This is a genomic window from uncultured Methylobacterium sp. (assembly GCF_964244095.1).
GTDB lineage: Bacteria > Pseudomonadota > Alphaproteobacteria > Rhizobiales > Beijerinckiaceae > Methylobacterium.
In genome coordinates, this window is the sequence record NZ_CAXTHR010000007.1 from 1 (window position 1) to 24516 (window position 24516).

The 24516-nt window shown below is 70.4% G+C and carries 19 protein-coding genes and 1 tRNA gene; 6 read left to right on the forward strand and 14 right to left on the reverse strand.

Features of this window, described 5'->3' with window-relative positions; all coding sequences use genetic code 11:
- From lon to ACFE86_RS02215, 4 genes are all read left to right on the forward strand, one after another.
- The coding region (gene lon / locus ACFE86_RS02200; RefSeq protein ID WP_375453699.1) for an endopeptidase La at positions 1 to 1564 on the forward strand (1564 nt) is incomplete at its 5' end.
- 209 nt (positions 1565 to 1773) lie between these two features.
- Entirely contained in the window at positions 1774 to 2499 is a 726-nt protein-coding gene (locus ACFE86_RS02205; protein ID WP_375453770.1) for an aspartate/glutamate racemase family protein, read from the forward strand.
- A gap of 67 nt (positions 2500 to 2566) precedes the next feature.
- Positions 2567 to 2642 (forward strand) — tRNA-Val (locus ACFE86_RS02210).
- Positions 2643 to 2732: 90 nt separating this feature from the next.
- A complete protein-coding gene (locus ACFE86_RS02215) occupies positions 2733 to 2915 on the forward strand; it encodes a hypothetical protein (protein WP_375453700.1) in 183 nt (60 codons plus the stop codon).
- Between the two features lie 678 nt (positions 2916 to 3593).
- Here ACFE86_RS02215 and ACFE86_RS02220 read toward each other — a convergent pair.
- The 5 genes from ACFE86_RS02220 to ACFE86_RS02240 all read right to left on the reverse strand — a co-directional run bounded on the left by ACFE86_RS02220 (position 3594) and on the right by ACFE86_RS02240 (position 9091).
- On the reverse strand, positions 3594 to 3956 hold the full coding sequence (locus ACFE86_RS02220; protein ID WP_375453701.1) for a hypothetical protein: 363 nt from the start codon (positions 3954 to 3956) through the stop codon (positions 3594 to 3596).
- Positions 3957 to 4046: 90 nt separating this feature from the next.
- Complete coding sequence (locus ACFE86_RS02225; RefSeq protein WP_375453702.1) at positions 4047 to 4454, reverse strand: 3TM-type holin; 408 nt, start codon at positions 4452 to 4454, stop codon at positions 4047 to 4049.
- A 2-nt stretch (positions 4455 to 4456) separates the two neighbouring features.
- On the reverse strand, positions 4457 to 5110 hold the full coding sequence (locus tag ACFE86_RS02230) for a lysozyme (protein WP_375453703.1): 654 nt from the start codon (positions 5108 to 5110) through the stop codon (positions 4457 to 4459).
- Positions 5111 to 5183: 73 nt separating this feature from the next.
- On the reverse strand, positions 5184 to 8552 hold the full coding sequence (locus ACFE86_RS02235) for a DUF4214 domain-containing protein (protein WP_375453704.1): 3369 nt from the start codon (positions 8550 to 8552) through the stop codon (positions 5184 to 5186).
- 68 nt (positions 8553 to 8620) lie between these two features.
- A complete protein-coding gene (locus ACFE86_RS02240; RefSeq protein WP_375453705.1) occupies positions 8621 to 9091 on the reverse strand; it encodes a hypothetical protein in 471 nt (156 codons plus the stop codon).
- Positions 9092 to 9150: 59 nt separating this feature from the next.
- On the opposite strand from ACFE86_RS02240, the gene ACFE86_RS02245 reads away from it, so the two are divergent.
- Positions 9151 to 9348, forward strand: coding sequence for a ribbon-helix-helix domain-containing protein (locus ACFE86_RS02245; RefSeq protein ID WP_375453706.1), 198 nt, complete (start codon positions 9151 to 9153; stop codon positions 9346 to 9348).
- 74 nt (positions 9349 to 9422) lie between these two features.
- On the opposite strand, the gene ACFE86_RS02250 is transcribed toward ACFE86_RS02245, so the two are convergent.
- The gene (locus tag ACFE86_RS02250; RefSeq protein ID WP_375453707.1) at positions 9423 to 10007 is read right to left on the reverse strand and encodes a DUF4376 domain-containing protein; all 585 of its coding nucleotides are present in this window, start codon (positions 10005 to 10007) and stop codon (positions 9423 to 9425) included.
- 12 nt (positions 10008 to 10019) lie between these two features.
- The gene (locus ACFE86_RS02255; RefSeq protein ID WP_375453708.1) at positions 10020 to 12419 is read right to left on the reverse strand and encodes a hypothetical protein; all 2400 of its coding nucleotides are present in this window, start codon (positions 12417 to 12419) and stop codon (positions 10020 to 10022) included.
- 90 nt (positions 12420 to 12509) lie between these two features.
- On the opposite strand from ACFE86_RS02255, the gene ACFE86_RS02260 reads away from it, so the two are divergent.
- Positions 12510 to 12854 (forward strand): hypothetical protein, encoded by a 345-nt coding sequence (locus ACFE86_RS02260; RefSeq protein WP_375453709.1) that lies wholly within the window; start codon positions 12510 to 12512, stop codon positions 12852 to 12854.
- 3 nt (positions 12855 to 12857) lie between these two features.
- Here the strand turns inward: ACFE86_RS02260 and ACFE86_RS02265 are convergent, their stop codons facing one another.
- The 7 genes from ACFE86_RS02265 to ACFE86_RS02295 are packed head-to-tail and all read right to left on the reverse strand — an operon-like array spanning position 12858 to position 24507.
- Positions 12858 to 16016, reverse strand: coding sequence for a hypothetical protein (locus tag ACFE86_RS02265; RefSeq protein ID WP_375453710.1), 3159 nt, complete (start codon positions 16014 to 16016; stop codon positions 12858 to 12860).
- Positions 16017 to 16024: 8 nt separating this feature from the next.
- Positions 16025 to 18967, reverse strand: coding sequence for a transglycosylase SLT domain-containing protein (locus ACFE86_RS02270; RefSeq protein ID WP_375453711.1), 2943 nt, complete (start codon positions 18965 to 18967; stop codon positions 16025 to 16027).
- Entirely contained in the window at positions 18967 to 21234 is a 2268-nt protein-coding gene (locus ACFE86_RS02275) for a hypothetical protein (protein WP_375453712.1), read from the reverse strand. Before ACFE86_RS02275 ends, ACFE86_RS02270 begins: the two co-directional genes overlap by 1 nt.
- Before the next feature lies 1 nt (position 21235).
- Positions 21236 to 21631 carry a GNAT family N-acetyltransferase gene (locus ACFE86_RS02280; RefSeq protein ID WP_375453713.1) on the reverse strand — a complete coding sequence of 132 codons (396 nt, stop codon included), beginning with the start codon at positions 21629 to 21631 and terminating at the stop codon, positions 21236 to 21238.
- On the reverse strand, positions 21628 to 23226 hold the full coding sequence (locus tag ACFE86_RS02285) for a hypothetical protein (RefSeq protein ID WP_375453714.1): 1599 nt from the start codon (positions 23224 to 23226) through the stop codon (positions 21628 to 21630). Before ACFE86_RS02285 ends, ACFE86_RS02280 begins: the two co-directional genes overlap by 4 nt.
- Positions 23226 to 23930: a hypothetical protein gene (locus ACFE86_RS02290; RefSeq protein WP_375453715.1), complete on the reverse strand. Its 705-nt coding sequence runs from the start codon at positions 23928 to 23930 to the stop codon at positions 23226 to 23228. Before ACFE86_RS02290 ends, ACFE86_RS02285 begins: the two co-directional genes overlap by 1 nt.
- A 10-nt stretch (positions 23931 to 23940) precedes the next feature.
- Positions 23941 to 24507, reverse strand: coding sequence for a hypothetical protein (locus ACFE86_RS02295; protein ID WP_375453716.1), 567 nt, complete (start codon positions 24505 to 24507; stop codon positions 23941 to 23943).
- Positions 24508 to 24516 lie beyond the last annotated feature (9 nt).

The following is a 24516-nucleotide window of genomic DNA, read 5'->3' on the forward strand; positions in this document are numbered from 1 at the left end:
GTCGCCGATGTCGGCCGAGGCCACGGTGGTGCGCAACTACCTCGACTGGATGCTCGGCATTCCTTGGAACAAGCGGTCGAAGATCAAGAAGGACCTGTTGGGCGCCCAGATGATGCTCGACGACGACCATTTCGGTCTCGACAAGGTCAAGGAGCGCATCGTCGAGTACCTCGCCGTGCAGCAGCGCGCGAACAAGCTCACCGGCCCGATCCTCTGCCTCGTCGGCCCTCCGGGCGTCGGCAAGACTTCGCTCGGCAAGTCGATCGCCAAGGCGACCGGTCGCGAATTCGTGCGGATGTCGCTCGGCGGCGTGCGCGACGAGGCCGAGATCCGTGGGCACCGCCGAACCTATATCGGCTCGATGCCCGGCAAGATCGTCCAGTCGATGCGCAAGGCCAAGACCTCGAACCCGCTTATCCTGCTCGACGAGATCGACAAGATGGGCATGGATTTTCGCGGTGATCCGTCCGCGGCGCTGCTGGAGGTTCTGGACCCTGAGCAGAACAGCACGTTCAACGACCACTACCTGGAGGTCGATTACGACCTGTCGCACGTGATGTTCGTCACCACCGCCAACACCCTCAACATCCCCGGCCCGCTGATGGACCGCATGGAGGTGATCCGTATCGCCGGATACACCGAGGAGGAGAAGGTCGAGATCGCGCGCAAACACCTGATCCAGAACGCGCTCAAGAAGCACGGCCTGGATAAGAAGGAGTGGGCGATCGACGACGAATCGCTCCTGATGCTGGTTCGTCGCTACACGCGGGAGGCGGGCGTGCGCAACCTTGAGCGCGAGCTGTCGAACCTGATCCGCAAGGCGGTGAAGGAGATCCTGATTACCAAGGTGAAGACCGTTCAGGTCGACGTCGAGCGGCTCCAGGTCTTCCTCGGTCCGCCGAAGTTCCGCTACGGCGAGATCGATGCGGACGACCAGGTCGGCGTGGTCACGGGGCTGGCCTGGACCGAGGTCGGCGGCGAGCTGCTGACGATCGAGGGCGTCATGATGCCGGGCAAGGGCAAGATGACGGTGACCGGCAATCTGCGCGATGTGATGAAGGAATCGATCTCGGCGGCGGCAAGCTACGTGCGCTCGCGGGCGATTGATTTCGGCCTGGAGCCGCCGCTGTTCGAGCGCCGGGACATCCACGTCCACGTACCCGAGGGCGCGACTCCGAAGGACGGGCCGTCGGCCGGCATCGCGATGGCCACCGCCATCGTCTCGACGCTGACCGGCATTCCCGTGCGCCGCGACATCGCCATGACCGGTGAGGTCACGCTACGCGGCCGCGTGCTGCCGATCGGCGGCCTGAAGGAGAAGCTGCTCGCCGCGCTCCGCGGCGGCATCAAGACGGTGCTGATCCCCGAGGAGAACGCCAAGGACATCGCCGAGGTGCCCGACAGCGTGAAGAACGGGATGGAGATCATCCCGGTCGCGATGATGGAGCAGGTGCTGAAGCACGCCCTGGTGCGCCAGCCGACGCCGATCGAGTGGGAGGAGCCGCTGCCCGTGGCCAAGCCCGCGCGGGCGGAGGACGAGGGTGCGGCCTTCGTCGCGCACTGACCGCTTCACTGTACGACCGACGACGAGGCCCCGGCGCATCCGCTCCGGGGCCTTTCGCTTGACGAGAGCATTTTCCATGATCCTTGAATCACGGACAATGCTCCAAGCCTCTGTGTGGTCGCTTTTTCTTCACGCGAGCCGGCATCCACCTCGCTGGAAAATGCTCAGGGCGTCCGACTTGCATGGCGAAGCGGGGAGACCGCTTGGCCATGCGCATCCTGCTGATCAACCCCAACACCACCGCGAGCGTGACCGACCGCGTGGCGGAACACGTGCGCCGGATCGCCGGGCCGTCCGTGGAGATCGTGCCGGCGACCGGCCGCTTCGGCGCCCGCTACATCGCGAGCCGGGCGGCGGCGGCGATCGCCGGGCACGCGGCGCTCGACGCGTTGGCCGAATACGGTTCCGGGTGCGATGCGGTCTACCTCGCCTGCTTCGGCGATCCCGGCCTCCTGGCGCTCCGCGAGGTCGCGGCCGTGCCGGTGGTCGGCATGGCCGAGGCGGCCTGCCGCGAAGCCGCGGGCCGCGGGCGCTTCTCCATCGTCACCGGCGGCACGGCGTGGCGGCCGATGCTCGCGGAACTCGTGACGATGTTGGGCTTGTCCGCGCATCTCGCTGGCATCCGCACGACGACGGCGACCGGCGGCGCGATCGCCCGCGATCCCGACGCGGCCCTCGGTGCCCTGATCGCGGCCTGCCGCGCCTGCGCGACGGACGACGGCGCCGACACGGTGATCCTGGGCGGCGCCGGCCTCGCGGGCCTCGCCGAGCGGATTCGGCCGATGCTGGCGTGCCGCATCCTCTGCTCGGTCGAGGCCGGGACCCGCGCGGCGATCGCCGCCGCGGCAGGGCCGGTCGTCCGTGGGGCCGCGGCGACGACGGAGAGCGTCGGCCTCGCACCGGCCCTGGCACGGCTCCTCGCCGCCGGGCATTGAGCCGGCTCCGACCCGCGCATCCGCGACCCTTGCATCCGCGCTGCGGCTTGCCGTACCAAGCGGGCGCGGGCGGTTAGCTCAGTCGGTAGAGCGTCTCCTTTACACGGAGAGGGTCGGCGGTTCGAGCCCGTCACCGCCCACCAACAATATCAATGATTTAGTTCAACTATCCGGAAATTCCGGATGGTTCGCCCCCTGAAACTCCCCAACAAAGCTCCGTATTGCGCTGCACTATGCCGACCGACAACCCTTTCCACGAAGCGATCGAGACCCTCCGCGCCACGGGCCGGCATGTCGAGCTGACCGGCGACGATCTCGGGCTGTGGCTCGTCGACGACGTCGAGATGACCGACGGTGACCTGATCGCCCTGGCCCTGCGCCTTGGGCTCATGACGGGGCCGGAGCGGTTGCAATAGGAGATATCGATGGCGCCAGAATACGATCGAGTATGGTTCCCGTGGACTGGTGGGTCCCAGTGGAACGTGAACATGTCTCCCTATCGTCACGCGCGTGTCTGGATAAAGCGAGCCGATAGCATCGAACCTCGCCTCATCGATCCACGCACGCTGCATCCTGAAACGAATGCCATCGGGCTCATGTGGAGCCCGGAAATACCGGTCTCAGGCTTGATGGCCGGCATGAACACGTCAAGGTGACCAAGCTGCCCGGCACCGCTCGCCGCCGCCTGCCGCTTTATCTCATCGGGGCGGGGTTCTTCGTGCTGGCGCTGGCGAACGCATGGGTGAAGCTGCGGTGAGCGATGGTGGCGATCCGCCCGCCCTCACGTGGCGCCGCACCTTCGCCGACACGCGCTATGATTTCCTCGCCCACGAAGGCGCCGTCGAGGTCGGCCGCATCATGCGGCATCGCTACGGCAGGTCCGACCAAGACACTTGGCTCTGGAGCGCGACGGGCATCCATCTATTTCGCGCGGAGCCTGGGATGGGACCGTTCTCCGGAGAGGTAGAGACCCGGCGCGAAGCCATCGAGGCTCTGACGTCGGCCTGGATGCGAGCGAAGGCATGGAGCGTACGGACAGGCCGACCGGTGCGGTAGAGCAGACATGAAAAACCCCGCCGCAGGTGCCGGGCGGATCACCGCCGCGGCGGTCGCCCATCCAGGAACGCCTGCATCATCGCTTCGCGCGTCTCGCGCATCTCCTCGCGCACCGATGACACCATGTCGTCGATGCGCCGCTCGAGGCGCGTGATCACGTCGCCGGTCACGTAGGTCCGCGCGACCTCGACCTTGAAGGCGTTGAGCAGGTCGTTCTGGCTCGCGATCTGGATCTTGACGGCGGCCATGTCGACGGTGAGCGGGCTCACCGCCTTGTCGGTGCCGGCCTTCAGCTTCGCGAGGCCCCAATCGACGGCCTTGCCGAGCCCGAACAGGACGGCCGCGAAGGCGAGCAGCCCTGGCCAAGTGATCGGCCCGGAGGCCAGGAACGATGCGTCCATGATGCGAGCCCCCATGGGCGCGGTGGCGCACCGGCATTCCGGTCGCGCGGGGTGGCTCCCTCCCCCGCAGAGGGGGGAGGGAAGGTGCGGCTACTTCTTCGCGAACGCGGGGGCGACCTTGTCGACGGTGCGCGCGAGCATGAAGGCGCCGATGCCGACGGAGGTGAGGTTCCAGAGCTCGGACGGCACACCGGCCAGCGCCTGGATCGCCTCGCGCTGAAGGCCGGCCATCGGCGCGAGTACGCCGAGCCACGTGATCAGCCCGATGGACCAGAAGACGACGACGGGACGGGCGTTGCGCGCCATCCACGATTCGGAGCCGGCATCGGCCTTCATGACGTCGGCCATGGCGTTGTTCAGCGCCGCCTGGTTCTCCAGCACCGCCTTCTGGAAATCGGCCTGGACCTGCGCGCGCTGGCCGGCGTCGGGGATGACCTTTGCCAGCGCCGGGCCGAGGAACTGCAGCAGCATCGGAATGATCGTGAAGAGAGCGCCCATGGTCAGGCTCCTTTCGCCATGTTGGTGCGGAGGGTGGAGAGCAGGCGCGCGAAGAGCCCCGGTGCGGGCGCGGGGCTTGGCGCAGAAGAAAGCCCGCCGGTGAGGGCGGGCTTGGGCGGCATCGGAGCGAGGGGATCGGCCGCCTTCGGAGGCGCGGCCGGGGGCGGCCCGGCCGGCACCTTCACCGGTGCGTAATCGCCGCGTCGCGCCCGCGGCAGCGCCTTGGCGTAGGGCGTCGCGGCTTGGTCGCGCTCGCCCTGCCGTCGCGGGATGACGACGGCCGGCTTGTTCCACATCAGGAACGCCTCGATCGCCGCCTGCAGGTCGCCCGCGTTGGCGAGCCGCGCCACGGACGAGTGCGCGAAGCCGACCGGCCCGATGTTGTAGGCGAGCGAGCAGCAGGCGTCGAAGAACTCCTGCGGCACCGGCTTGGCGAGCGCCTGGCGGACCGGATCGACGTATTTCTCGACGGCGCGCGCGAACAGCGCGTCGGACTGCGCTTGCGTGATCGTCAGGCCGGGCGTCACGGCGATCAGCCCCGACGCCGTCGTGACGCCGACGCCGATCGTCCAGACGCCGACCGAATCCTTGTAGGCGGTCAGCCGCTCGCCTTCGCGCGCCCTGAGGGCCGCGCGTCCGATGGGGGACAGGTCCATGTCGGGATGCTCCGGGCACAAAAAAGCCGCCCGAAGGCGGCGGACGGTGGAGGGCGGGAGAGGCGTCAGGGCCTCAGAAGAACGTCCCGCCGAACGTCCCGAAGTTCGTCGGGATCGTGTTGATGAGCGGCGGCGGGGTGTAGGGCACGTAGCCGAGCGCGCCCGCCATGTTCGCGTTGTTCGTCGCGAACGGGACCGGGGCCGCCGTGACCGGCGGGGTGTGGCTCTGGATGCCGTTGCCGAGGTTGCCCAGGTTCACGTTGTAGAGGTTGGGGTTGTTCAGGACCGGATCGCGGCCGGCGGCGACCTGCTGGTTGATCTGGTTCTGCTGCGTGTTGAGGTAGGCGAGCTCGCCGACGGGGTCGGAGCCGAACGAGACCGGCCCCATCCCGGACCCGCCGCCGAAGTCCTCGCCGCCCGGATCGCCCTTGGCGTTCGCGTCGAACCCGCCCGCGTTCATCGTCGAGAACCCGTAGGGGTCGCCGATCCCGCCTCCGGCAGAGGGGGCCTGCGTCGCCCCGCCAGCCGGGTAGAGGCTCCCGAACGACTGCGGCGTGGCCCCGAGCCCGCCGCCGACATTCGCGCCCGAGAACCCGTAGGGCGTGATCGGGGTCGCCCCCGAGGTGCCGCCGGAGGTGATGCCGCCGATCCCGAACGCTCCGTTCTGGACGCCGCCGCTGACATCGAGCCCGGCCCCGAAGCTCGGGGCGCCGCCGGCCGGGGTTGCAGGCGGCCCGCCCGAGGACGTGATGCCGCCGAGCCCGAAGCCGCCGTTGCCGGTCGGCCCCAGCCCCTGCGCCGCGTTGAAGGCCGAGAACTGGTAGGGGTTCGAGCCGGTCGGGAGCGCCCGGCCCTCGGCCGCACCGTAGTTGAGATAGTGCGCCAGCGGATCGACGTGCGCCGCGGCCACGTCCTGGTTCTGAGCCAGGTACGCCGTGGGATCGAACGCGCGGTTGATCCGGTCGCCCGCCCCGTCGATCGCCCGGCCCTCGTTGAACCCGTAGGTCTGATAATGGGTGAGGGCATCCATGCCGGAGGCCGCCACGTCGGGGTTCGCCCCGAGGTAGGCGCCGGGGTCGAAGCGGCCGCCGAACGAGGCGCTACCCGTCGCCCCCGCGCCCTGGCCCACGCTCGCGCCGCTGAACGAGTACGGGTTGCTCCCGGTCGGCAGGGACCGGCCCTCGGATGCTCCGTTCTCGAGGTAGTGCCGGAGCGGGTCGACATGGGCCGCGGCGACGTCGGGGTTCGCCTGCAGGTAGGCGCTCGGGTCGAAGCCCTGGGTGATCCGGTCGCCCTGCGCGTCGAGGGCGCGGCCCTCGTTGTAGCCGTAGGTCAGGTAGTGGGTCAGGGCGTCCATGCCCGAAGCCGCGACATCGGCGTTCGCGGCCCTGTAGGCGTTCGGATCGAAGTGGCCGCTCCAGGCCGCGGTCGCGGCGCCGGGCACTTGCGTGCCGACTTCACTGCCGGTGTTCAGCGTCCCGGAAATCCCCCCACCGCCCTGCATCGGCGTCGGGGCCGGCGCCTGGATCAGCGCGGCCATGTCCGGGGAGAGCGTGCTGCGATAGGCCGAGGATTCCGGGCTGCCGTAGACCTGCGCCTCGATCCCGCTGAACCCCTGCGCGCCGACGTTCTGGTAGTTCTGGAGCGCCCACGCATCCGGCGCGCGGCCGAGGTCTCGGGCGTAGAGCGTGTCGAGCGGCGAGTAGGTCGCCGCCTCGGTCGGATGCTGCTGAAGGTAGCCCTGCGCCTCCGGAGCCGCACGGATGGCGGCCTCGATCTGCGGCAGGCTCTGGCCGGCGGCGAGCTGCCGGGTCCAGCCGTCCACCCCCGCGGCCTCGCCGAGGCGCCCGGTGTCCCGCGCGTAGATGTCCTGGATCGGCGACCAGGCCGTGACCGCCGGCGGCGCGCCGCGGGTCTGCGCCTCCGGCGAGGCCAGAATTTGCGCCTCGATCGCGTTCAGGCCGGTGCCCGCCGTGATCTGCGCGTCGAAGCCCTGTTGCCCGACGGGATCGGCGAGCCGCCCGAGGTCGCGCGCGTAGACGGTGTCCGCCGTGCTGTAGGTGCGGGAGGCGGACGGCGCCCCCAACGTCTGCGCCTCCGGGCTGGCCTGGAGCGCCGCCTGGATCGCGTTGAGGTCCATCGTGCCGGCGCGCAGCTGGGCGTCGTAGTAGTCGAGCCCCGGCGCGTCGGCCCCACGGTGCAGGGTGGCCTGGTAGATCTGGTCGATGGGCGAGACCGGCGTCGCGGTGTTCAGCGTGCCGGAGATGCCGCCGCCGGGCTGCGTCCCGACGGCCGGCCCGGCGCCGAACCGCGCGAGCGCCGCCACGATCTGGTCGCGCGGCGTGCCGGCCTGGACCTGCGCGTCGAAATAGCTGCGCCCCGGCGCGTCCGCGAACCGGTCCAGCACGCGGGCGTAGTCGCTGTCGGTCGCGCCGTAGGTCGGCACGTCGACGGCGGTGTTCTGCAGCCGCGCCTGGCCCTCGGGCGAAGCCAGCAGGCCCTGCTGGATGCCGTTCAGATCGAGCGTGCCGGCTTGCAGCGCGGCGGCGTAGGACCGCGAGCCGCTGGCGTCCGCGTCGCGGCCGAGCGCGTTCCGGTAGAGGGTGTTGATGACCGGGTCGATGCCGTCACCGAAGGCGCCGTTGCCCGCCCCGAGGCCGCTGGCCACGTTGGTGCCCTGGCCGAAGCCGTCGACGGGGCGGTTGGGGACGAACCCGCCGCTCGCACCGCCCTGGGTGACCCCGCCGTCGCCGACGTAGCCGCCGCCCTGCGACACGTCGGTGCCGCTGAAACCGGTGCCGCCGCCCGTCTCGATCACACCGCCGGCGGTGCCGAAGTTGCCGTTGGGCGCCTCGAAGCCGGAATAGTCGATGATCGTGCCGAAGCCATCGGTTCCGGGGGCCGGGGCTTGCTGCGAGGTCGAGAGGTTGGGATTCTGTCGCTGGTACTCTGCGGCGTCCTTGACCAGCTTGGGCCCGGAGTAGATGTGGTCGCCGACCGTGATGTTGCCGTAGGGACCCCAGAGCGCGCGCTGCTGCCAGGGATTGGGCGCGTCTGGGGTTTGATAGAAGGTCGCGCCTTGCGTGACCCCTCGACCTTCTCCGTAGGTCAGGAACCGATCAACGACCTGGGAAGCCTGCTGATACTGCCGAAGGGCGTCCCCGCTCAGGCCCTGGCCACCGTTGAGCGAACTGTTCGAGAGCGCGTACTGGCCGTTCGGGCGCCCGTTGAGCTCCGGGCGCCATGCATCGTACTGATAGCCGCCGCCGCCCGTCCTGGCGGTCACGATGTCCTGGATGCTCGCGCCGCGCCGCGCGCCGTACTGCGTCGGATCGGCCTGGCGGTTCAAGATCGTGTCGAGGACGCCTTGCTGGCTCTGCACCGTGCCGCGGTTGTTCTCGCCCATCACCGTAGCGATGAGGTAGTCGCGATCTGTGGGCATTCCTGCTCCCCAACGCAGAAAAGCGCCCTCGTGGGGCGCTCGTCTCAGGCTGAACTTCGGATTTCAGATTAGCGGCAGGCGGTGACTTCGGCGGTCAGCGCCGACAACGGGCCGTCCAGGAAGTAATCCAAGTCCTGGCCGACCTCGACGCGTTCGGCAGGGCCGCCGCCCCACCGGATCGTCCCGTAATTCGACTTGGCGCCGCTCACCCAGCTCACCGGCGTCACGGCCGGCACGCCGTCGACGTGGTCGCGCATGACGTGCAGCGTGCCGGCCGTGCCCTTCAGCTCGTAGCCCTCGTAGCCGAGGAGCTTGTTCGCTCCGATGGGCTTGCTGAAATGCGCCTTGCGACGCGAGGCGTACCGGGTCACCGCGAAATTCTTCCCGACCAGATCGGGCCGCTCGACCCGGACGACGCCGCCATACCCGACGCCGGTGTCCTTGATGGTCACGGTCGCCCGCGTGATCGGACAACTCGCCGCCTGCGCGCTCCCGACGATCAGCACCGCCCCGATCAGCCCGAACACCACCGCGCGCATCGACTTGCTCCAAGGGCATTGCCCGACTGGATTAAGTGTGTAATGCACGGTTTATGTCAATGGCTGCGACCCCGAAACGACGTGGACCTGCGCCGACGGGAAAGACCCCGGGCGTTACGGTCCGTCTTGATTCCGAGATGACCGCGGCCCTCGATCGCGTCGTCGACGGCGAAGCGATCCCGAACCGGTCCGAGGCGATCCGCGTCATCCTTCGGCAGTGGCTCGTCGCGAACCAGATGCTCGAAGAGAAGCGGTGAGCGTGGGGATTGCCTCGGCGCCAACGCACCTCCGGCCCTGGTGTTCTCTCACCGATCGGCCGTCGGGCGCAAGTCTAGGCCGGCCACCCCTGCGTGAGGTCGATCGCCGCCAGCGCCGCGGCGTCGGGCGCCCGCTCGATCGCGCCCTTCAGCGTGAACGCCGCGAAGATGCAGCCCTGCTTGAACGCGGCCGCCGCCTTGCCGAAGGCGACCATCGTCGGGGCGTCCATCGTGACGGTGCCGTTGTCCTCGGCGATCCAGGCGAAGGGCACGGGCGCGCCCGTTACCGGATCGACGGACCCGTCCCAGAAGAGATCGCCCGCCTTCGCACCGGCGACGAGCGCCATGAACGCGAGCTGCGCGGCGCCCGCGATGTTCTCGCGGTCGTCGTCGCGGGTCTGGTAGCGCACGCCCTGGAACGTGAAGCCGCCGACGATCCGGGCGGCGCGGGTTGCCATGACCTGGGCGGAGGCCTCGGCCCGGAGAGTGGCGAGTGGGATACCGGGGGGCGAGAACGTGCCCGTCGCGGGATCGTAAGCATCCCCGATCTCTGCCGTCTCGCTCGACACCTGTGTGAAGCCGACCAACACGAAGCTCTGTCCGGCCTCGATGACGTCGGCGACGAGACTCGACGCGGTGATGAGGGCTGTGCGCGCCATCGCTTTTCTCCTTCAAGACGCCATAGAGATGCGGAGCTCGCCGCGGCCGCCGTTGCCGCCGCGTCCGCCATAGGTGATGCCCGCGCCACCACCGCCGCCGCCCGCGCCGGGGTTTCCGCCGGTGCCGCCGCGGCCGCCGTAGGTATCGCTACCGCCGCCGCCGCCGCCGCCCGTGCCAGGGGTGCCGTTGGCACCATCGGCGCCATCGTCGCCGTTCGCAGCCTGCGGCGTGCCGGTAACTCCTGCAGCCCCTCCGCCCCCGGGCGCCGCTGAGCCGCTGGTACCGCCTGCCGCGCCGTTGAAGGTGTTGTTCGCGCCGCCAGCGCCTCCACCAGGTCCTCCAAGAATCGATGAATTGCCTGGCGTGTTACTCGGTCCGCCAGCTCCGCTACCCCCTGCGGCCCCGCCGTTCTCAGCGGTGGACCCGCCTGCCTGCCACCCGGTTCCGTTGGTCACTACGTTGCCGGGCGCCTGGACCGAGCCGCCGTTCCCGCCGCCCAAGGTTGTCCCCCCTTTGCCGCCCTCAAGGAAAAAGTCGGCGAACGTGATGTTGCCGGCGTCGGTCCCGGCCGTGTTGTTGGTGAGCGCGCCGAGACCGCGCGCGCCGATCAGTGCGGGCGTCACGGTCCCGGGCGCCCGCAGCGTCAAGAGACGGCTGTACCGCGCGCCACCACCGCCGCCGCCCGCGCCACCATTCCCGAAACCATTCGGCCGGCCGCCGCCGCCGCCTGGCGCAACGCCGTCCGCGATGAGGCTCGCGATCCCCGGCGGCCAGACGAAGTTGTCCGACGCGAGGAAGGTGTAGGCGCCCGCCCGCAGGAGCGTGGACGCCCATTTCGTTGCGCCATCCGCAAAGAACTGGCGAACCTCGCCGGGGTAGGACACGTACGCCGTGAGGCCGTCGACCGTATCTGTTCCCGCGCGGCTCACCGAAATCCTTGCCTGCGTCGCGAGGCCGGGGGCGGTCCGGTTTGCAAGGTAGAACGCGAAGCCGTTGCCCGTGCTCGCCGGCAGTAGGATCAGCGTCTTCGCGCCGGAGCAGCCGAGGAGCTTGCCACGGTCGCTTGCCTGGACGGTGTAGGACGCCTTGTCGAAGCCGAACCCCCATGCCTGGACGGCATCGCCTTGCGTGACGATGCGAAGGCCCGGGTTGCTGGTGCCGGACACACAGACCGCCGTGGTTTCGAACCGGGTCCACTCCGTCGCCGAGAGCGAGACGGCGATGAAGCTGATACCGTCTGCCGTCACTTGCACGATGCCGGCGCCGCCCGTGGCGAACGAGTAGGCGCTGGATGTCGTGCCTGTGTAGTTCGCGGAGATCGTGACGTTCGTGCCGGAGACGGCCGTGATGGTCGCTCCGGTCGGGAAGCCGGTGGCGATACAATCGATTCGCTGTCCGACCGCTAGCCCGGCGATGCTCGAAACGTTCGAGATGACGGCCGAGGTGTTGGTCAGGGTTCCCTGGAACGTGACGGCGGCGCGCTTGAGGTAGCCGAACAGCATCCACGTCTCAGCCGTCGTGACGACGGCCTGCTGGCGGCCACCGTTGGTGCCCGTGGCCGTCACCTGCGAGGCGGTTCCGGTTCCGTCCGGCGCCACCGCCGCGTTAGCGATGGCGGTGGCGTTGGCGATCGTGTTCCAAGTCGCAGCGGTAAGGTCGTTCGGGCTTGCCAGGGCGTTCGCGTAGAGTTCGACGGGGACGAGGGACGAGGCCGAAGCGAGCTTCGTCGCGGTCGCGGCGAGCGAGCCGTTCACGATGAGCCATTCCGGCCCGGCGATCGTGAGCGCGGCGCCCACAGTCGTCGTACCGGCGAACGGTGCGGACAGGGTTACGGTCGAGCCCGTGATGCCGGTGATCGTCGTCGAGGCGGGTACGCCAGGGATGCCTGCTCCGAAGGACTGCCCGACCGCGAGACCCACCGTCGACGACAGGCTCGTCACTTGGTTCGAGTTCGCCGTGAGGGTGCCGGTCGGTGAGGCCTGGAACGAGGCGCCCTTGTAGACTGTGGCGAACACGCCCTTCGCGGCGAGATCCGCCGTTGAGAGCTCGACACCGGTCTGCGCGCGCAACGGCGCAGCAGTCGAGGGTCCGCCGACCGAGCCCGTGGTGGTGATCCCGTTGACCCAGAGCGTGCACGGACCCGTGTTCGCAGCATGGGCTCGGAATGCCACCACCATGCCGTCGAAGAGGGCAGGCCATGGGGTGGTGAGCTGTAGCGTGTAGGCCGCGCCCGTGCCGGCCGTCGTGGCGACGGCGCCGAGGTCGCGCATCTCGCTCTCGCGCGCGCTCGCCGTCACTTCGGCCCCGATGTCGGTCACGAAGTTGTTGAACTCGTCCGCCGTGATGACCGCGCCGGGGATGGCGGTCGTTCCGGCGGGCGCGGCGTAGGTACCGGTGTTGTCGCGGGGCATGGCGGCTCCAACGCAAAAAGGCCCGCGCGCGGCGAGCCCTGGACGGGAATTTGAGGTTGTGGCTACCTGCTACGCTTCGGGGAGGAAGCGATGCGGGCGGTGATTCTGGTGAGCGCGATGTGCTTCGCGCTGGGCGGGTGCATCACGCAGGCGGTGCAGGAAAAAGACCTCGCCGAGGCAGGCCCGAAGGACGATGCCTACTGTCGAAGCATCGGCGCGCAGCCGGGCACGCCGACCTACGCGCAGTGCCGCCTCACCATGCGGCAGGAAATGCTGACGAAGCAGGCCGAGACACGCGCTCGCCTCGCAGCCATCGGAGATGCGCTCGGCGATGCAGGCGATTCCTTCGCGGCCGGACAGCGGGCGGCAGCCAGCAGGAACGTCAACTGCACCTCGACCCGCTTCGGCAATCAGGTGCAGACGAACTGCTACTGAGCCTCACCGCCGGGCGGCGATCGGCTCCTGCTCGATGCGGGCGGCGGCCAGCGCCGCGATCAGCGCCGCCCGGCTGCCGCCGCCCTGAAGCTCCTGGATGCGGCGCACGCCCTCCGGACCGGACGCGAGCAGGCGCGCCAGCCCTTCCGAGGAGCGGCCGAGCAGGAACTTCGACACGCGGTCGTGCGCCTCGCCCATCGGCTTCGAGCCGAGCTTCATCAGCGCGCCGACCGTGCCGCCGTGCTTCATCTCCTTCAGGTCCTCGACGTTGAAGGCCGTCCGCGACCCGATGCGCTCGCGCCAGCCGGTCGCCTGAAGCGCATCGACGACGCGGGCGATGTAGTCCGAGGTCGGGCCGCCGGCAGCCGCATCGATCGCGGCGCGCAGGTTCATGCCCTCGCCCGGCTGGGCGTACTGCCTGGCGAAGCGCGCCCCTCCGAATTGGTCCGGCTTCCCGAGGCTGTCGGGCTTGTGCACGGTGCGGTCCGCCATCTGCCCGGCGCCTTCGCGCACGAGGCTGCGGGCCACGCCCTGGTTCTCGCTCGCGAGCGCACGCACGGCGCTTTGCGTCTCCGCCGGGCTCGCGTCGCGCGCCAGGATCGTCGCCAGTTGCTCGCGCGGCGTGCCGCTCGCCGCCATCCGTCCGATCGGCGCCGCCTCGACGGGTGCGAGCCCTTCCCGCGCCGAGAGCACGCGGGCGAGCCGGTCGCGGACCGTGGGTGCTTCTGCCAGCAGGTCGGCGCCGTCCCGCATGCCGGCGCGCAGACGGTCCGGCGCGACGTGGTAGTCGCCGGCCGCGCCATCGAGCATGCGGGTGGTCAGGTAGTCGTCGAAGGCCGAGCGCGCGCCGGGCCGCGCGACCTGCCCGAACTCGCGCGCGGCGCCCGGCGTCGCGAGCGTGCCCGGCACCTGTTCGGCCGGCATCTGCATCCGGCCGGTGAGGTCGTCGCGCGCCGTGATCCGGCCGAGCGGGTTCTGCCCGGAGAAGGGTTCGAGCGGCACCGAGTTCGCGGCGAAGTTCCGGTCGGCGGTCGCCACCTCGGGCACGCGCTTCAGTTCGGCGTCGATCGCGTTCCGGGCGATGGTCAGGTCGCGCACCTTCGTGCCGTCGTTGACCTCCTGCGCGGCGGCGATGTCCTGGTCGAGGCGCTCGCGGGTGCGCAGGTTGCCGGCCACCGTCATGTCGGTCTGGCCGTCGGGACCGTGCAGGTTGCGCCGGACGCCGCCGAGCGCGCCGCTGACGTCGCCCTTGGCGGTGCGCTGAAGATCGTCGATCGCGGCGATGGCGTTCTGCGGGTTGACCTGCCCGAACCGCACGTCCGGGATCTGCTCGCGGACGGTGGTGCTCTTCACGTAGGGGTCGAGCGGGCCCTTCATCGCGCCGACGGTGCGCTCGTAAGCGTCGAGCGGATCGACATGCTCGCCGCGCATCAGCGCGCCGACGACCCGGTCGCGGATATCCGGATGGACGCTCTCGGGCGCCACGCCGACGCGGGAGAGGTCCTCGTCCAGGCGGCTCTCGGCCAGGCTCTTCGCGTGGGCGTAGTCGTCCGCCATCTGCGACGGCCGTGCGCGCTCGGCCGCCGCGGCGCGCTCGGCGCCGATCGGGTAGGACGGGACGCCGCGACGCTCGTTCGTGAGCTTGCGCATCAGTTCGTCGCGGATGTCCCGCGCCATGCCGCCGTCGGCGTCCGGCCGCAGATAGCCGGACTCCATCAGCTTGACGCGCCAGAACCCGTCGAGGGACTTGCCGCCCTCGCGCGCCACCGTGCCGGCACCGGGGATGACGAATCGATGGAAGTCCTGAGACCGCAGGTCCCCGGTCAGGTCGAGGCCGCCGTTCCGAGCGATGAAGCGCGCCAGGCTCTCGGCGCCGGCCGGCTCGGCCGCAGCGATGCCGCGGGTCGGCGGATCGAGCGGGCGCGGCGCGGCGTCGGTGAACTGCGGGCGGCCGTGCGCCGGGTAGGTCACGCGCGGATCGCCCGGGCGCTCCACGTCGATCATCCGCTCGACGCCGACGTTCTCTGGGGCCGCGCGGGCGGCGCGGTAGTCGCGGTCGCCCTGGAGCTGACGCACCGCCTCGTGCCCGTCGCGGGTCGCGCGCAGCTCCGGCTGGATCACCGCGCCGGCCTGGCCGGGCGTGACGCGGGGGCCGGCCGCTTCCACAGCGCCGCGGAGCGCCTGGCCTTCCGGCGTGGCGTTCACCGCGCCGCGGGCCGCGGCCTGGACGTCGAGGCCGAGCTGCGTCGGGTAGGGGTTGCGCGGCGCGATGCCGTTCAGGGCCGCATCGGTCGCCGCCTGCATCTGGCCGGGGCGCTGCGCCATGATCGGGTCGAGGACGTGCGCACCGCCCTCGGTGCTCTCGGCGAGCCGCTGGACGCGGCCCATCTGCGTCGCGCCGCCGGTCGCGGCCTGGATCGCCTCGCTCGCCATCAGCGGGAAGGGCGAGTTCCGCGCGAGCTCGGCGGCCTGATCGAACTGCTCCGGCGTCGCGCCGCGCGCCGCGCGCGCCGCCATGCGCTCGTAGTAGGCCGGGCCGGACAGGAGCCCGGCGCCGGCCGTGCCGCCGATCCCGGCCACGGCGCGGGCGTAGGGCTCGACGGCGCTGCCTTTGGTCACCTGCCCGGCCGTCTCGCTCAACGCCGCGGGCGCCGCCGCCAGGGCCAGCAGCCGGGCGGGCGAGGTTCCGGCGCCGGGCACGAACTCGCCCAGCGTCCGCGCATACTCGCCGGCGAGGGTGGTCGGCTCGTGCAGGATCGGCTGCACCGGCTTCAGGATGGTCTCTTGCGTCGGAAACCCGTCCGAGACGCCCTTGCGGCGGTCGCCGCCGCGGTCGCTGTTCGTCGTCAGGCCGGCCGCATGCGCGCCCTGCCGGATGACCCAATCCATGCCGCGCTCGGTGAGGTCGAGGCCGAGGTTCGGCAGGGCGGCGATGCCCGCTGCACCACGCACCAGGCCGGTCGCGACGCTCTGCGGTACGTCCGTGAGGCCGGAGGCGACCCGCGAGAGCAGGGACGGGTCGGACGCGGGCTTCGTCTCGGCCGGCGGGCCCTTGAGGGCGGCCAGCAGATCGGCATCCGACATCTGCGTCACCGGCGGCGGCGCGGACGGCATCGCGCCGCCGAGCTGGCGCAGCAGGTCCTCATCGGAGAGTGCAGCCACGCCACCGCTCATCGGATCAGCCCCCGACGACGCGCTTCCGCCTCAAGATCGGCGCGGGAGAGCCCGGGCACGGCCGGCGAGGGCGCCGCACTTGCCGGAGCGGTGCCGCCGCCCGCCCGCGCTCGATCCTGCCCGTACCGGTAGACCTCCGGCGCCTCCATCCTGAACCAGGCCGCGCGGTCGGCGACGGCCGGGTTGATCTTCCCGAACTTGTCGACCTTCCGGTTGTGCTCCTCGATGGTATCGAGGGCGAGCCGCTCCTGCGCCTCGACAATGGCGCGAATCGCCTTCTCGGTCGTCTCGCGGTTGCCGCCAGCGATCGTCTTGCCGAGTTGCAGGTCCATGTTCGTCGTGTGGCCGGCCTGAGAAATGGCCTTGGCGAGCTCGGCGCTCTTCTGCGTCGAGGCGGCATCGAACACCTCGGAACTGGTGAGCGCCTCATCCGGCAGGCCGAGCAGCTTCGCGGCGGCCGCGCGGGCCTGCGTCTGCCAGTTCGCCCCCCAGCCCGACACGAGGCCCTTGTCGAGCGCCTCCTTCTGCCGGTTGATCGCTTTGATGGTGCCGACCGCGCCCTCTGCCTTCGACTGGCTCTCCTCGATTTTTTTGATGATCGTGCCGTCGAGGGCCTCGTTCGCCTTCGGGCCGAGGTTGTTGGTGACGTTCACGCCGCCGGGACTCGGGTAGAGGAGCCTGCCCGTCGCGTCCTGCTGGACTGCGCCCTTGAAGTCGGCGGGCACACCGGCAGCCGCGCGCTCTGCCGGATCGACGAGACTGGTGACGCGCGCGCCGCGCGCGCCGCCGGGGCTGAGAGGCATCGGCGGCTCGTTCGATCCCTTTTTATACTGGTAGGTCACGCCGGTCGCGGAATCGGTGAAGGTGCCGAACCGGTCCTGATCGTCCTTCGACTTGTCGTAGACGACCGACCGCTGCCCGTTCGGCGCGATGTTCATCACGCGGCCGTCCTGTTCGGCCTGCCCGTAATTGCCCTCCAGGCTGCGCTTCAGCACGTCCTGCGCGAGCGGGACCAGCTTCGCCACCGCCGGGTTGCTGGCGCTGGCCGCCATGACGCGCTGCGCCCAGGCGACCTGCTGTTGCTGCGTCGACGACGTGGCGCCGGCCTGCGCGACCTGGACGGGCGCCTGCGGTGCCGCCGTTTCGGCCGGGGCAGGGGCGGGCTGCGGACCCGGCGCGGCGCCGCCGGGGCCGGGCGCCGGCACGCCGCCGGCCGGAAGCGACGTGTAGGCGGTCGGCGCGGGAGGCGGGGGCGACAGCGCCTCGGCGAGGCGGGCGCGCGCGTTGCCGCCGGCCTGCGGTGCAGAGCCGCCGGGCGAACTGCTCAGGGCCTGCGCCAGCCGCTCCCGCGTGCCGCCCTGTGCGTCGAGCCGTGCCTGCGTCTCCGGGCCGCCGAACACGCGGTCGAGACCATCCTGCACGCCGCCCATCAGCGACTGCACGATCCCCTCGCGCGACGGCTGGCCGGGCGCCGATTGCGGGTCCGGCGCGTCGGTGCGCGGTTGGGTGAGGACTTGCGCGAGCCGCGCGCGCGGGCCGGCCTCCGGGCGTGCAGGGGGTGCTGGCGCGGCGGAGGGCCCAAGTTCGCCCACCTGCGGCGCGGGTACCGCCAGGGCCTCGTCGCTCGGCCTCTGGGGCGGGAGCGGCACGTTCATGGTCGCAGCGCCTGCGCCTGGCGCCGGCATGCCGGCCGGCGGCGTGAACCCCTGCGGCGCGCCCATCGGCCGGGGCGCCATGAGGGCGGCGATGTCCGGGTTGGGCAACGGGCCGGGTTGCGGCATGGGCGCCGCGTCGCCGGGGCGCGGGCCGGACGGGTCGCCGGCCGGTGCGGTCGCGCGAACCTCCGGCGCGATGCCGTAGCCGCCGTTCGGGTCTCTGGGGTCCGTCAGGAATGACGTGAAGACCGTGTCGGGGCCGTCGCCGCCGGCGCGCTTGGCGTCGAACGCCGCCTGGAGTTGCGCGCGGAGATCGTCCGGCGGCGCGTCGCCCGGCGCAGGCGGGATCGCGAAGCCATCCGGCGTGCGAGGCAGGTCCGCACCGGGCGCGGCCGTCTCGTTGGCGTCGACGACGGGAAGGTCCGCTACGGGGGCGCCGGCCGCCTGCGCGCCGGGCTGGGGGGCGCCGCCACCGAACCGACTGCCCCATTTCGCGATGAAGGCGCTGGCCGGTGCGTTGGGGTCGCCGCCGTTGGCCGCGATGTTCTTGGCCGAGGTCAGGGACCCCGCCGGCCTGTCCGGGTTCTGGAGCAGAGCGAGGCCGCCGCCCTCGCCCTGCTGATGCATGAGGTAGAGCTCGCCGGCGGTCGGCTCGCGACCCATGGCGGCGCGGAACCGATCGGCGTTGTCGCGGGCGTACCGCGCCGCGCCATCGGTCGAGGATGCGACATCGCGGGTGTTCACGCCGTAGGCCGACGCCGTCGAGGGGATGAACTGGAAGATGCCGTCCGCGCCGCTCGCGTTGTGGGCGTCAGCGTTGAACCTACCACCGGTCTCGATGCTGGCCGTGCCGTGCAGGTAGCCGGCCGGCAGCCCGTACTGCTTCTCCTTCGCATCGAAGAGGGCGGCGAGTTCGCCCGGCGCGCGCGCGGCGGCTCCGGCCCTGCCGGCGGTCGGCGGCGGGCCGCTGCCAGCCGGCGCGGGACCGACCGGACCTGCGGGCGGCGTCGCGCCGGTCGGCATCGCGCCGAGCAGGCTGTTCGCCTGCGCCTGCCCCGCGAGTGCCGCGGCGAGTTGCTGGCGCGCCGACAGGCCCTCGAATGCACCGTCCGCGACCTGCGCGAGCGCCTGATACGGGTGCTGCTTGGGCGACGTGTCGTTGTACCGCCCCTTGCCGCCCGCGAGCAGCTCGGCGAGCTTCTGGCGGGCGATCAGGTCGCCGGTCGGGTCCGCCGGCATGTTGCCGCCGAGACCCGCCATCGGGTTGAGGAAGCCGGCGGACATCAAGCAGCCTCCAGAGCGCGGGCGTAGTCCACAGCCATCAGGCCATCGTCACGATGCATGATCGCGGAGGGGTCGAGCATCACGACCTCCTGAGCGAGGAGGCCGATTTCGGCGCGCCCGTCCGCGAAGCGGTAGGCGTAGACGCCAAGGCCGTTCGGCAGGCGAGCGATCTGCCGAATGTCGAGCTTCGCGCGCTCGTCCGAGAGACCGAACAACCCGCGCGCCGCAGTACCGCCGAGGCCCGCCAGACCGCCGAGCGCCGCGTTGTACTGCGAGGTCTGTTGCGCATAGTTCGACTGCACCAGCCCTTCGAGGTTCGCGGGCTGGATCGACGACGTCGGCGTCGCCGTCCAGGTCGGCCGCGACACCTGCGAACCGCCCATGAGCGACGCGATCTCGTTCATCGGTTCGGTGCGGTTTTGCAGGAGTTCGTTCAGGGCCTGCTGCCGCTGCGCCATCTGCACCTGATACGAATACTGGTCCTGCGCCGAGCCGAACTGCGCCAGCGCCATGCTCTGGTTGAAGCCGTTCTGCTGCCCCTGCATTCCTTGCGTGAAGTCTTGGTTCTGCGCGCCGAGGTTGGCGGACGCCGCGCCGGAGAGCCGCGAGAAACGGTCGTTGACCGACTGGTTCTGGAACTGCGCGCTTTGCAGGCCCTGCGCGTAGAGCTGGTTAGAGCGGGTCGCGTCCTGGCCGAAGTTGGCCTGGTTCGCGCCGAGCTGCTGCTGGAACGCCTGTCCCTGGCCTTGCAGGTCCTGGGTGAAGTTCTGCCCGTTGGCGGAAAGACGATCCTGGAAACCGGTCTGGTTGTTCTGGAAATCCTGGCCGAAGTTCTGATTGTTTGCGGCCAAGGAGTTCTGAAAACCAGCCTGCGAGCTTTGGAAATCCTGGCCGAAGTTTTGACCATTCGCCGCAAGAGCGTTCTGAAAACCAGCCTGCGAACTCTGGAAATCCTGGCCGAAGTTCTGGGCGTTCGCCCCCATAGCCTGCTGGAATGCCTGCCCCGAAGCAGACAGGTTCTGCCCGAAATTCTGCGAGTTCGCGGCAAGGTTCTGCTGGAAATCCTGACCCTGCGAAGACATGCGGTTCTGAAATGCGTGCTGGTTGGCAGTGTCGGACTGATTGAAAAACTGATTGTTGCTGGACAAATCTTGAGCAAAATTCGCCTGATTGGCCTGATGCTGCAAGTTATAGAACTGATTCTGACCCTGCAGTTCCTGCCCGAAATCATTCTGAGCTCGCGCGGCCGACTGCTGAAACGCCTGGTTTTGCCCGTTGAGGAAGGTCTGCGAACGCAGATCGTTCACGGCATTGTTGTTGTCGGTGACCGCGTTGTCATAGCCGGTCGAGCCGGGCCGCAAGCCACGGTTGGCAAGATCGGCCTCCATGTTCTGCCGTTGACGATCGAGCTGAGGCTGGTACCGCTGGAAGGCCGCGCCATAGAGCTGATCCTGCAACTGGTCGTTGTTGCCGATGTGGCGCACCGCGACCTGCTGTGACGGCGCGCTATCGTACCAAGGCTGGACCCGCGACGGGCTCGGATCGTCGAAGGAACCGGCATCGATCTGACCCGGGGCCTGCGTAAGCTGCGTTCCGACCTCCCCGGGCGCCTGTGTGTAGCGCGCGGAGGTCGGAGCAGGGGCATAGGTGCGCTGCGAGGCGATCTGGTCCGGCGCTTGGGTGTAGCGCGCCTGCGCCAACTGATCGGGCGCGCTCGTGTTCTGGGATTGTACCTGCCCCGGCGCGCCGGTGTAGCGCGCCTGAAAATCGTTCGCGTTCGGCACCGCCGCGCCGGCATAGCCGGCGACGTCGTTCATGGCGTTGATGTTCGAGCCGACGAGGTCGCCCCACCCCGAACTCGCGCCCCACGACTGCGGCTGCGCTCCGGCCGTGGCGCCCTGCCGATACTGCGGCAGTCCCGGCATCCCCGCCGTCTGACCGTCGATCGCCCCCTGAGACATGTCGAAGGGGGTCCGGAGCAGGCCGCCGATCTGCCCGACCTGCTGATTGCCGATCGCCGCCAGGTTGAGCTGCGTGTTCTGGTTCGTGTCGTAGAGGTCGCGATTGGCCGGCGACAGCGTCTGCGTCACCGACCAGTGCGGCGTGCCGTCCGACCACGAGCCGACCTGGTTGTAGGTCAGCGATCCGTCGGGCGTGTACTGGTTGGTCGAGTTGAGGCCCTGCTGCGCGATCGCCGTCTCGCGGTTCATCGATCCCTGCGCGGCCGCGGTCGTGTAGGGGTTCGGCGCCGAAGGCTGCGAGACCATGTCACCACCTGCAGTGATCGCGCAGCAGCACCAGGGCCACTGCGTCGTCGTCGGGGAAGAAGGCCCTGCGCATGCCCTCGCGCGCGAAGCCGTTGCGCTCGGCTTGGCTGATCAGGCGGAGGTTGCGCGCCTTCGTGTGCATCGTGATCCGGCGGCACCCGAGCTGTCCGAAGACGTACCGAGCGACGTCGCGGAAAGCCTGCCGCGTGACGGCGCCGCGGCCGGCCAGCGAGAGCTCGACGTTGGCGCCGTTCCAGTTGTTGAGCACCACGCCGCCGAGGACGTGGCCCTCGGCGTCCGCCCAGCCGAAGGCGGCATACGGCGCCTGGAACTGGCCCACGTCGCAGCGGGCCGCGACCCAGTGCGCGACCCGCTCGCCGTCCGTGACCAGGATCACAGCAGCCCGCCGACTTCGAGGAGGAGGTCGAAGGCGACGAGGCGGATGTCTGCGCCGGCGGGCGTCGTCCCGTCGAGCGTGAGGTAGGCGGCCGGGGCGAAGGCGTTGCCGATGCCGGGCGCAGCCGCCCAGGCTTGCTGCGGGGCGCCGAACTGCGCCGAGCCCCAGCGCGAGACGTTCCACCGCGCGCTGTCCCAGCGGGCGGCCCCGCTGTCCTGCGCGTTGGGCGCGGCGCCGGGCAGCGCGAGCACGTAGTCGGTGCAGACGCCGACGGCGAGCGAGACCGGCACGTTCGACATGATCACGGCTCGCATGAGCTTCGACTGCTTGAGCGAGCCCCGGCCCTTGATCGCGGTGAAGGCCGAGATCAGCGGGTAGGCGGTCGGCTGGCCGAGGTCGCCGAAACCGGTGTCAGCCTGGATCACGCGGCCGTTGGCGGCGCCGAACAGGAGCTTGCCGCCGAAGGAGGCCCAGCAGACCGCATTGAGGCCGGTGAAGCGCGACCACGCCCCGGTCGCGATGTTCATGACAAGCTGGTCCGCGACCGTGTTCTGCGCCTTCGGCACGTTGATCAGCAGGTAGCCCTTCTCGCGGTGGGCGTGGACCTGCCACCCGAAGAGCGAGCCGTAGCGGGCGGTCGCGTCCTTGATCGCCGAGCGGATGTTGGCCGACAGCGCCACCTTGTCGTCGAGGCTGCGGTCGAGCGTCATCACCTTCGACATGGGCTGAAGCCCATCCATGGTGAGGATGCCGAGGTCGCCGCCGAGCTTGACCAGCCCGCGGCGCCCGACCGCCGCGGCGATGTCGAACTTGCCGATCTGCGCCCAAGTCGCGGTGTTCGATGGGTTCGTGCCCTGGTAGACGACGACCTCGCCCTGGTCCGAGACCGCGACGAGGGTGTCCTGCGGACCCTGGCCGGCGTCGTGCGTCCAGCGCGAGATCGCGATGAGTGCGCCGCCCCGGGCGAGGTCGCCGCCGACCGCGAGCGTCCCGAGGTCGCCGCCGAAGCTGTCCGGCAGCAGCGGGTAATAGATCGTGGTGCCGCCCTTCGCGATCAGGAACAGGCGGTCGGCGTAGGCGCAGGCGCCGATGAGCTGCGTCGCGTCGAACGGCGCGGACGGGCCGATGCCGCCGACCGGCGCCAGCGTGAAGATGAGCGGGCCCCAGGTCGTGCCGTCGAAGCGCAGGGGCACGTCGATGCCGTTGAAGGCGAGCAACTGCGGCCCACCGGAGACCGGGAAGTTGAGGTGCTGCCAGCGCGCCGAGCGGAAACCGGTGATCGGGATCGTCGCCGGGGCGCCGGTGCTCACATCGAAGATGGAGGGCCCGCAGGCGGCGAAGACGCGCTCCGTGTCGCCGCCGCGGAACGTCATCAGCGTCTCGACGGGCGCCGGCCCGAGACCGGAGGCGAACAGGGCCGAGCCGCCGCGCGGCCGCACGGAATCCGTCTCGGGATACCAGTTGTCGAGGAGGACCGCGCTGTCCGGCTTCATGCTCGCCAGCGACTCGGATGTCATCCAGCCCTTCACCGGCGCCGGGATCGAGACCGGCGCCGAGACGGCGCGACGCGTCGCGGGGCGGACGGCTTTCCGCATCAGACGACCGAGATCGTGCCGGGCCAGAAGGTGTCCGGCAGCATGTCGAGGCCGCCCGACGCCGTCGTCACCTCGATCTCGCCGCGATCCGCCGCGGCCTCGCGCTCGAAGGCGCGCTCGAAGGTCGCCATGTCCTCGGCGTAGTCGAGGCCCTTCGCCGCCTTCCAGCGCCAGACGAGGTCCTTGGTGACGAGGTGCTCGGGGAAGAGGACCGTGTCGGTATCGGCGGTGAAGGTCGGCTTCGCGGTGCCGTCGGCGGCGCGTACCCGGTTCATCGAGACGTACTCGAAGGCGATCGTCTGCCCGGCCGCCGGCGCCGGGTAGAGCATGAGGCCGGTGCCGGCGAGGCGGTAGACGAGGTTCGGGCCCGACACGAGCGCGAGCGCCGTGATGCGCGCCCAGTCCTCGGCCGAGGCCGGCCCGACGACGGGCAGGCGCTGGCTCTGGTTCCAGAACGTCTGTCCCGGCGCCATCCGATCGTAGTCGGCCGGCAGCGCGCTCGGCTGGACCTGCGCCGCGACCGTGACGAAGGTCGTGGGCATGCGCGTCTGCCGCCAGCCGTGCCGCTTGCCGATCTCCTCGACGCCCTCCTGCGCGAGGTCGAACAACTGCAGCGTCAGGTCGTCGGACGCGGCAGCCACGAGCGCCGGCCGGCCGATACCGACCCGACGCGCGGCCGACTGAGCGATCGTCAGGAGGGACACGGGCCGAGCCTTAGCGGCGGGCCGGCGCGCCGGCCGGGCTGGCCGCGGGCTTCACGGCGGCCTCCAGCTTCGAGGCGAGCTCGCGGATCTGCTCCTTGAGCGCCGCGATCTCGTCGTTCTGACGCTCGGCCTGCGCCGCGAGCGCGGTGGCGTGGCCGGTGTCCGCGGCGACTTTCAGGAACGCCTGCGCCTTGGCGACCATCTCGTTCGCGCCCATGCCGATCTTCTGCTTGGCGGTGTCGGAGAGGGCGGCGAGCTGTTCGACCGTGAAGATGTTGAGGCTCTCCATCTCCTTGCGCTGCGACGGGGAGAGGAAGGGCGCGGCGTCGAGGATCGTGCCGACGATCTGCTCGCGCTCGCTCGCCTTGGCCCGGAAGCGCCGGTACACCTCGTGGAATCGCTCGCGGTCGACGTCGGTCGCCTCGCGCACCACCTCGGAGTGCTTGTCGCCCGCGATCACGATCTTCACGTGCTCGCGGTCCTCGAAGATGTCGCGCCCCGCCTGCTCGGAGGCGAAGTTCATGCGCACCGCGTCGGTGAAGAACATCGCGAGGATGCCGGGATTCTCGTCAGCCATGTCGAAACG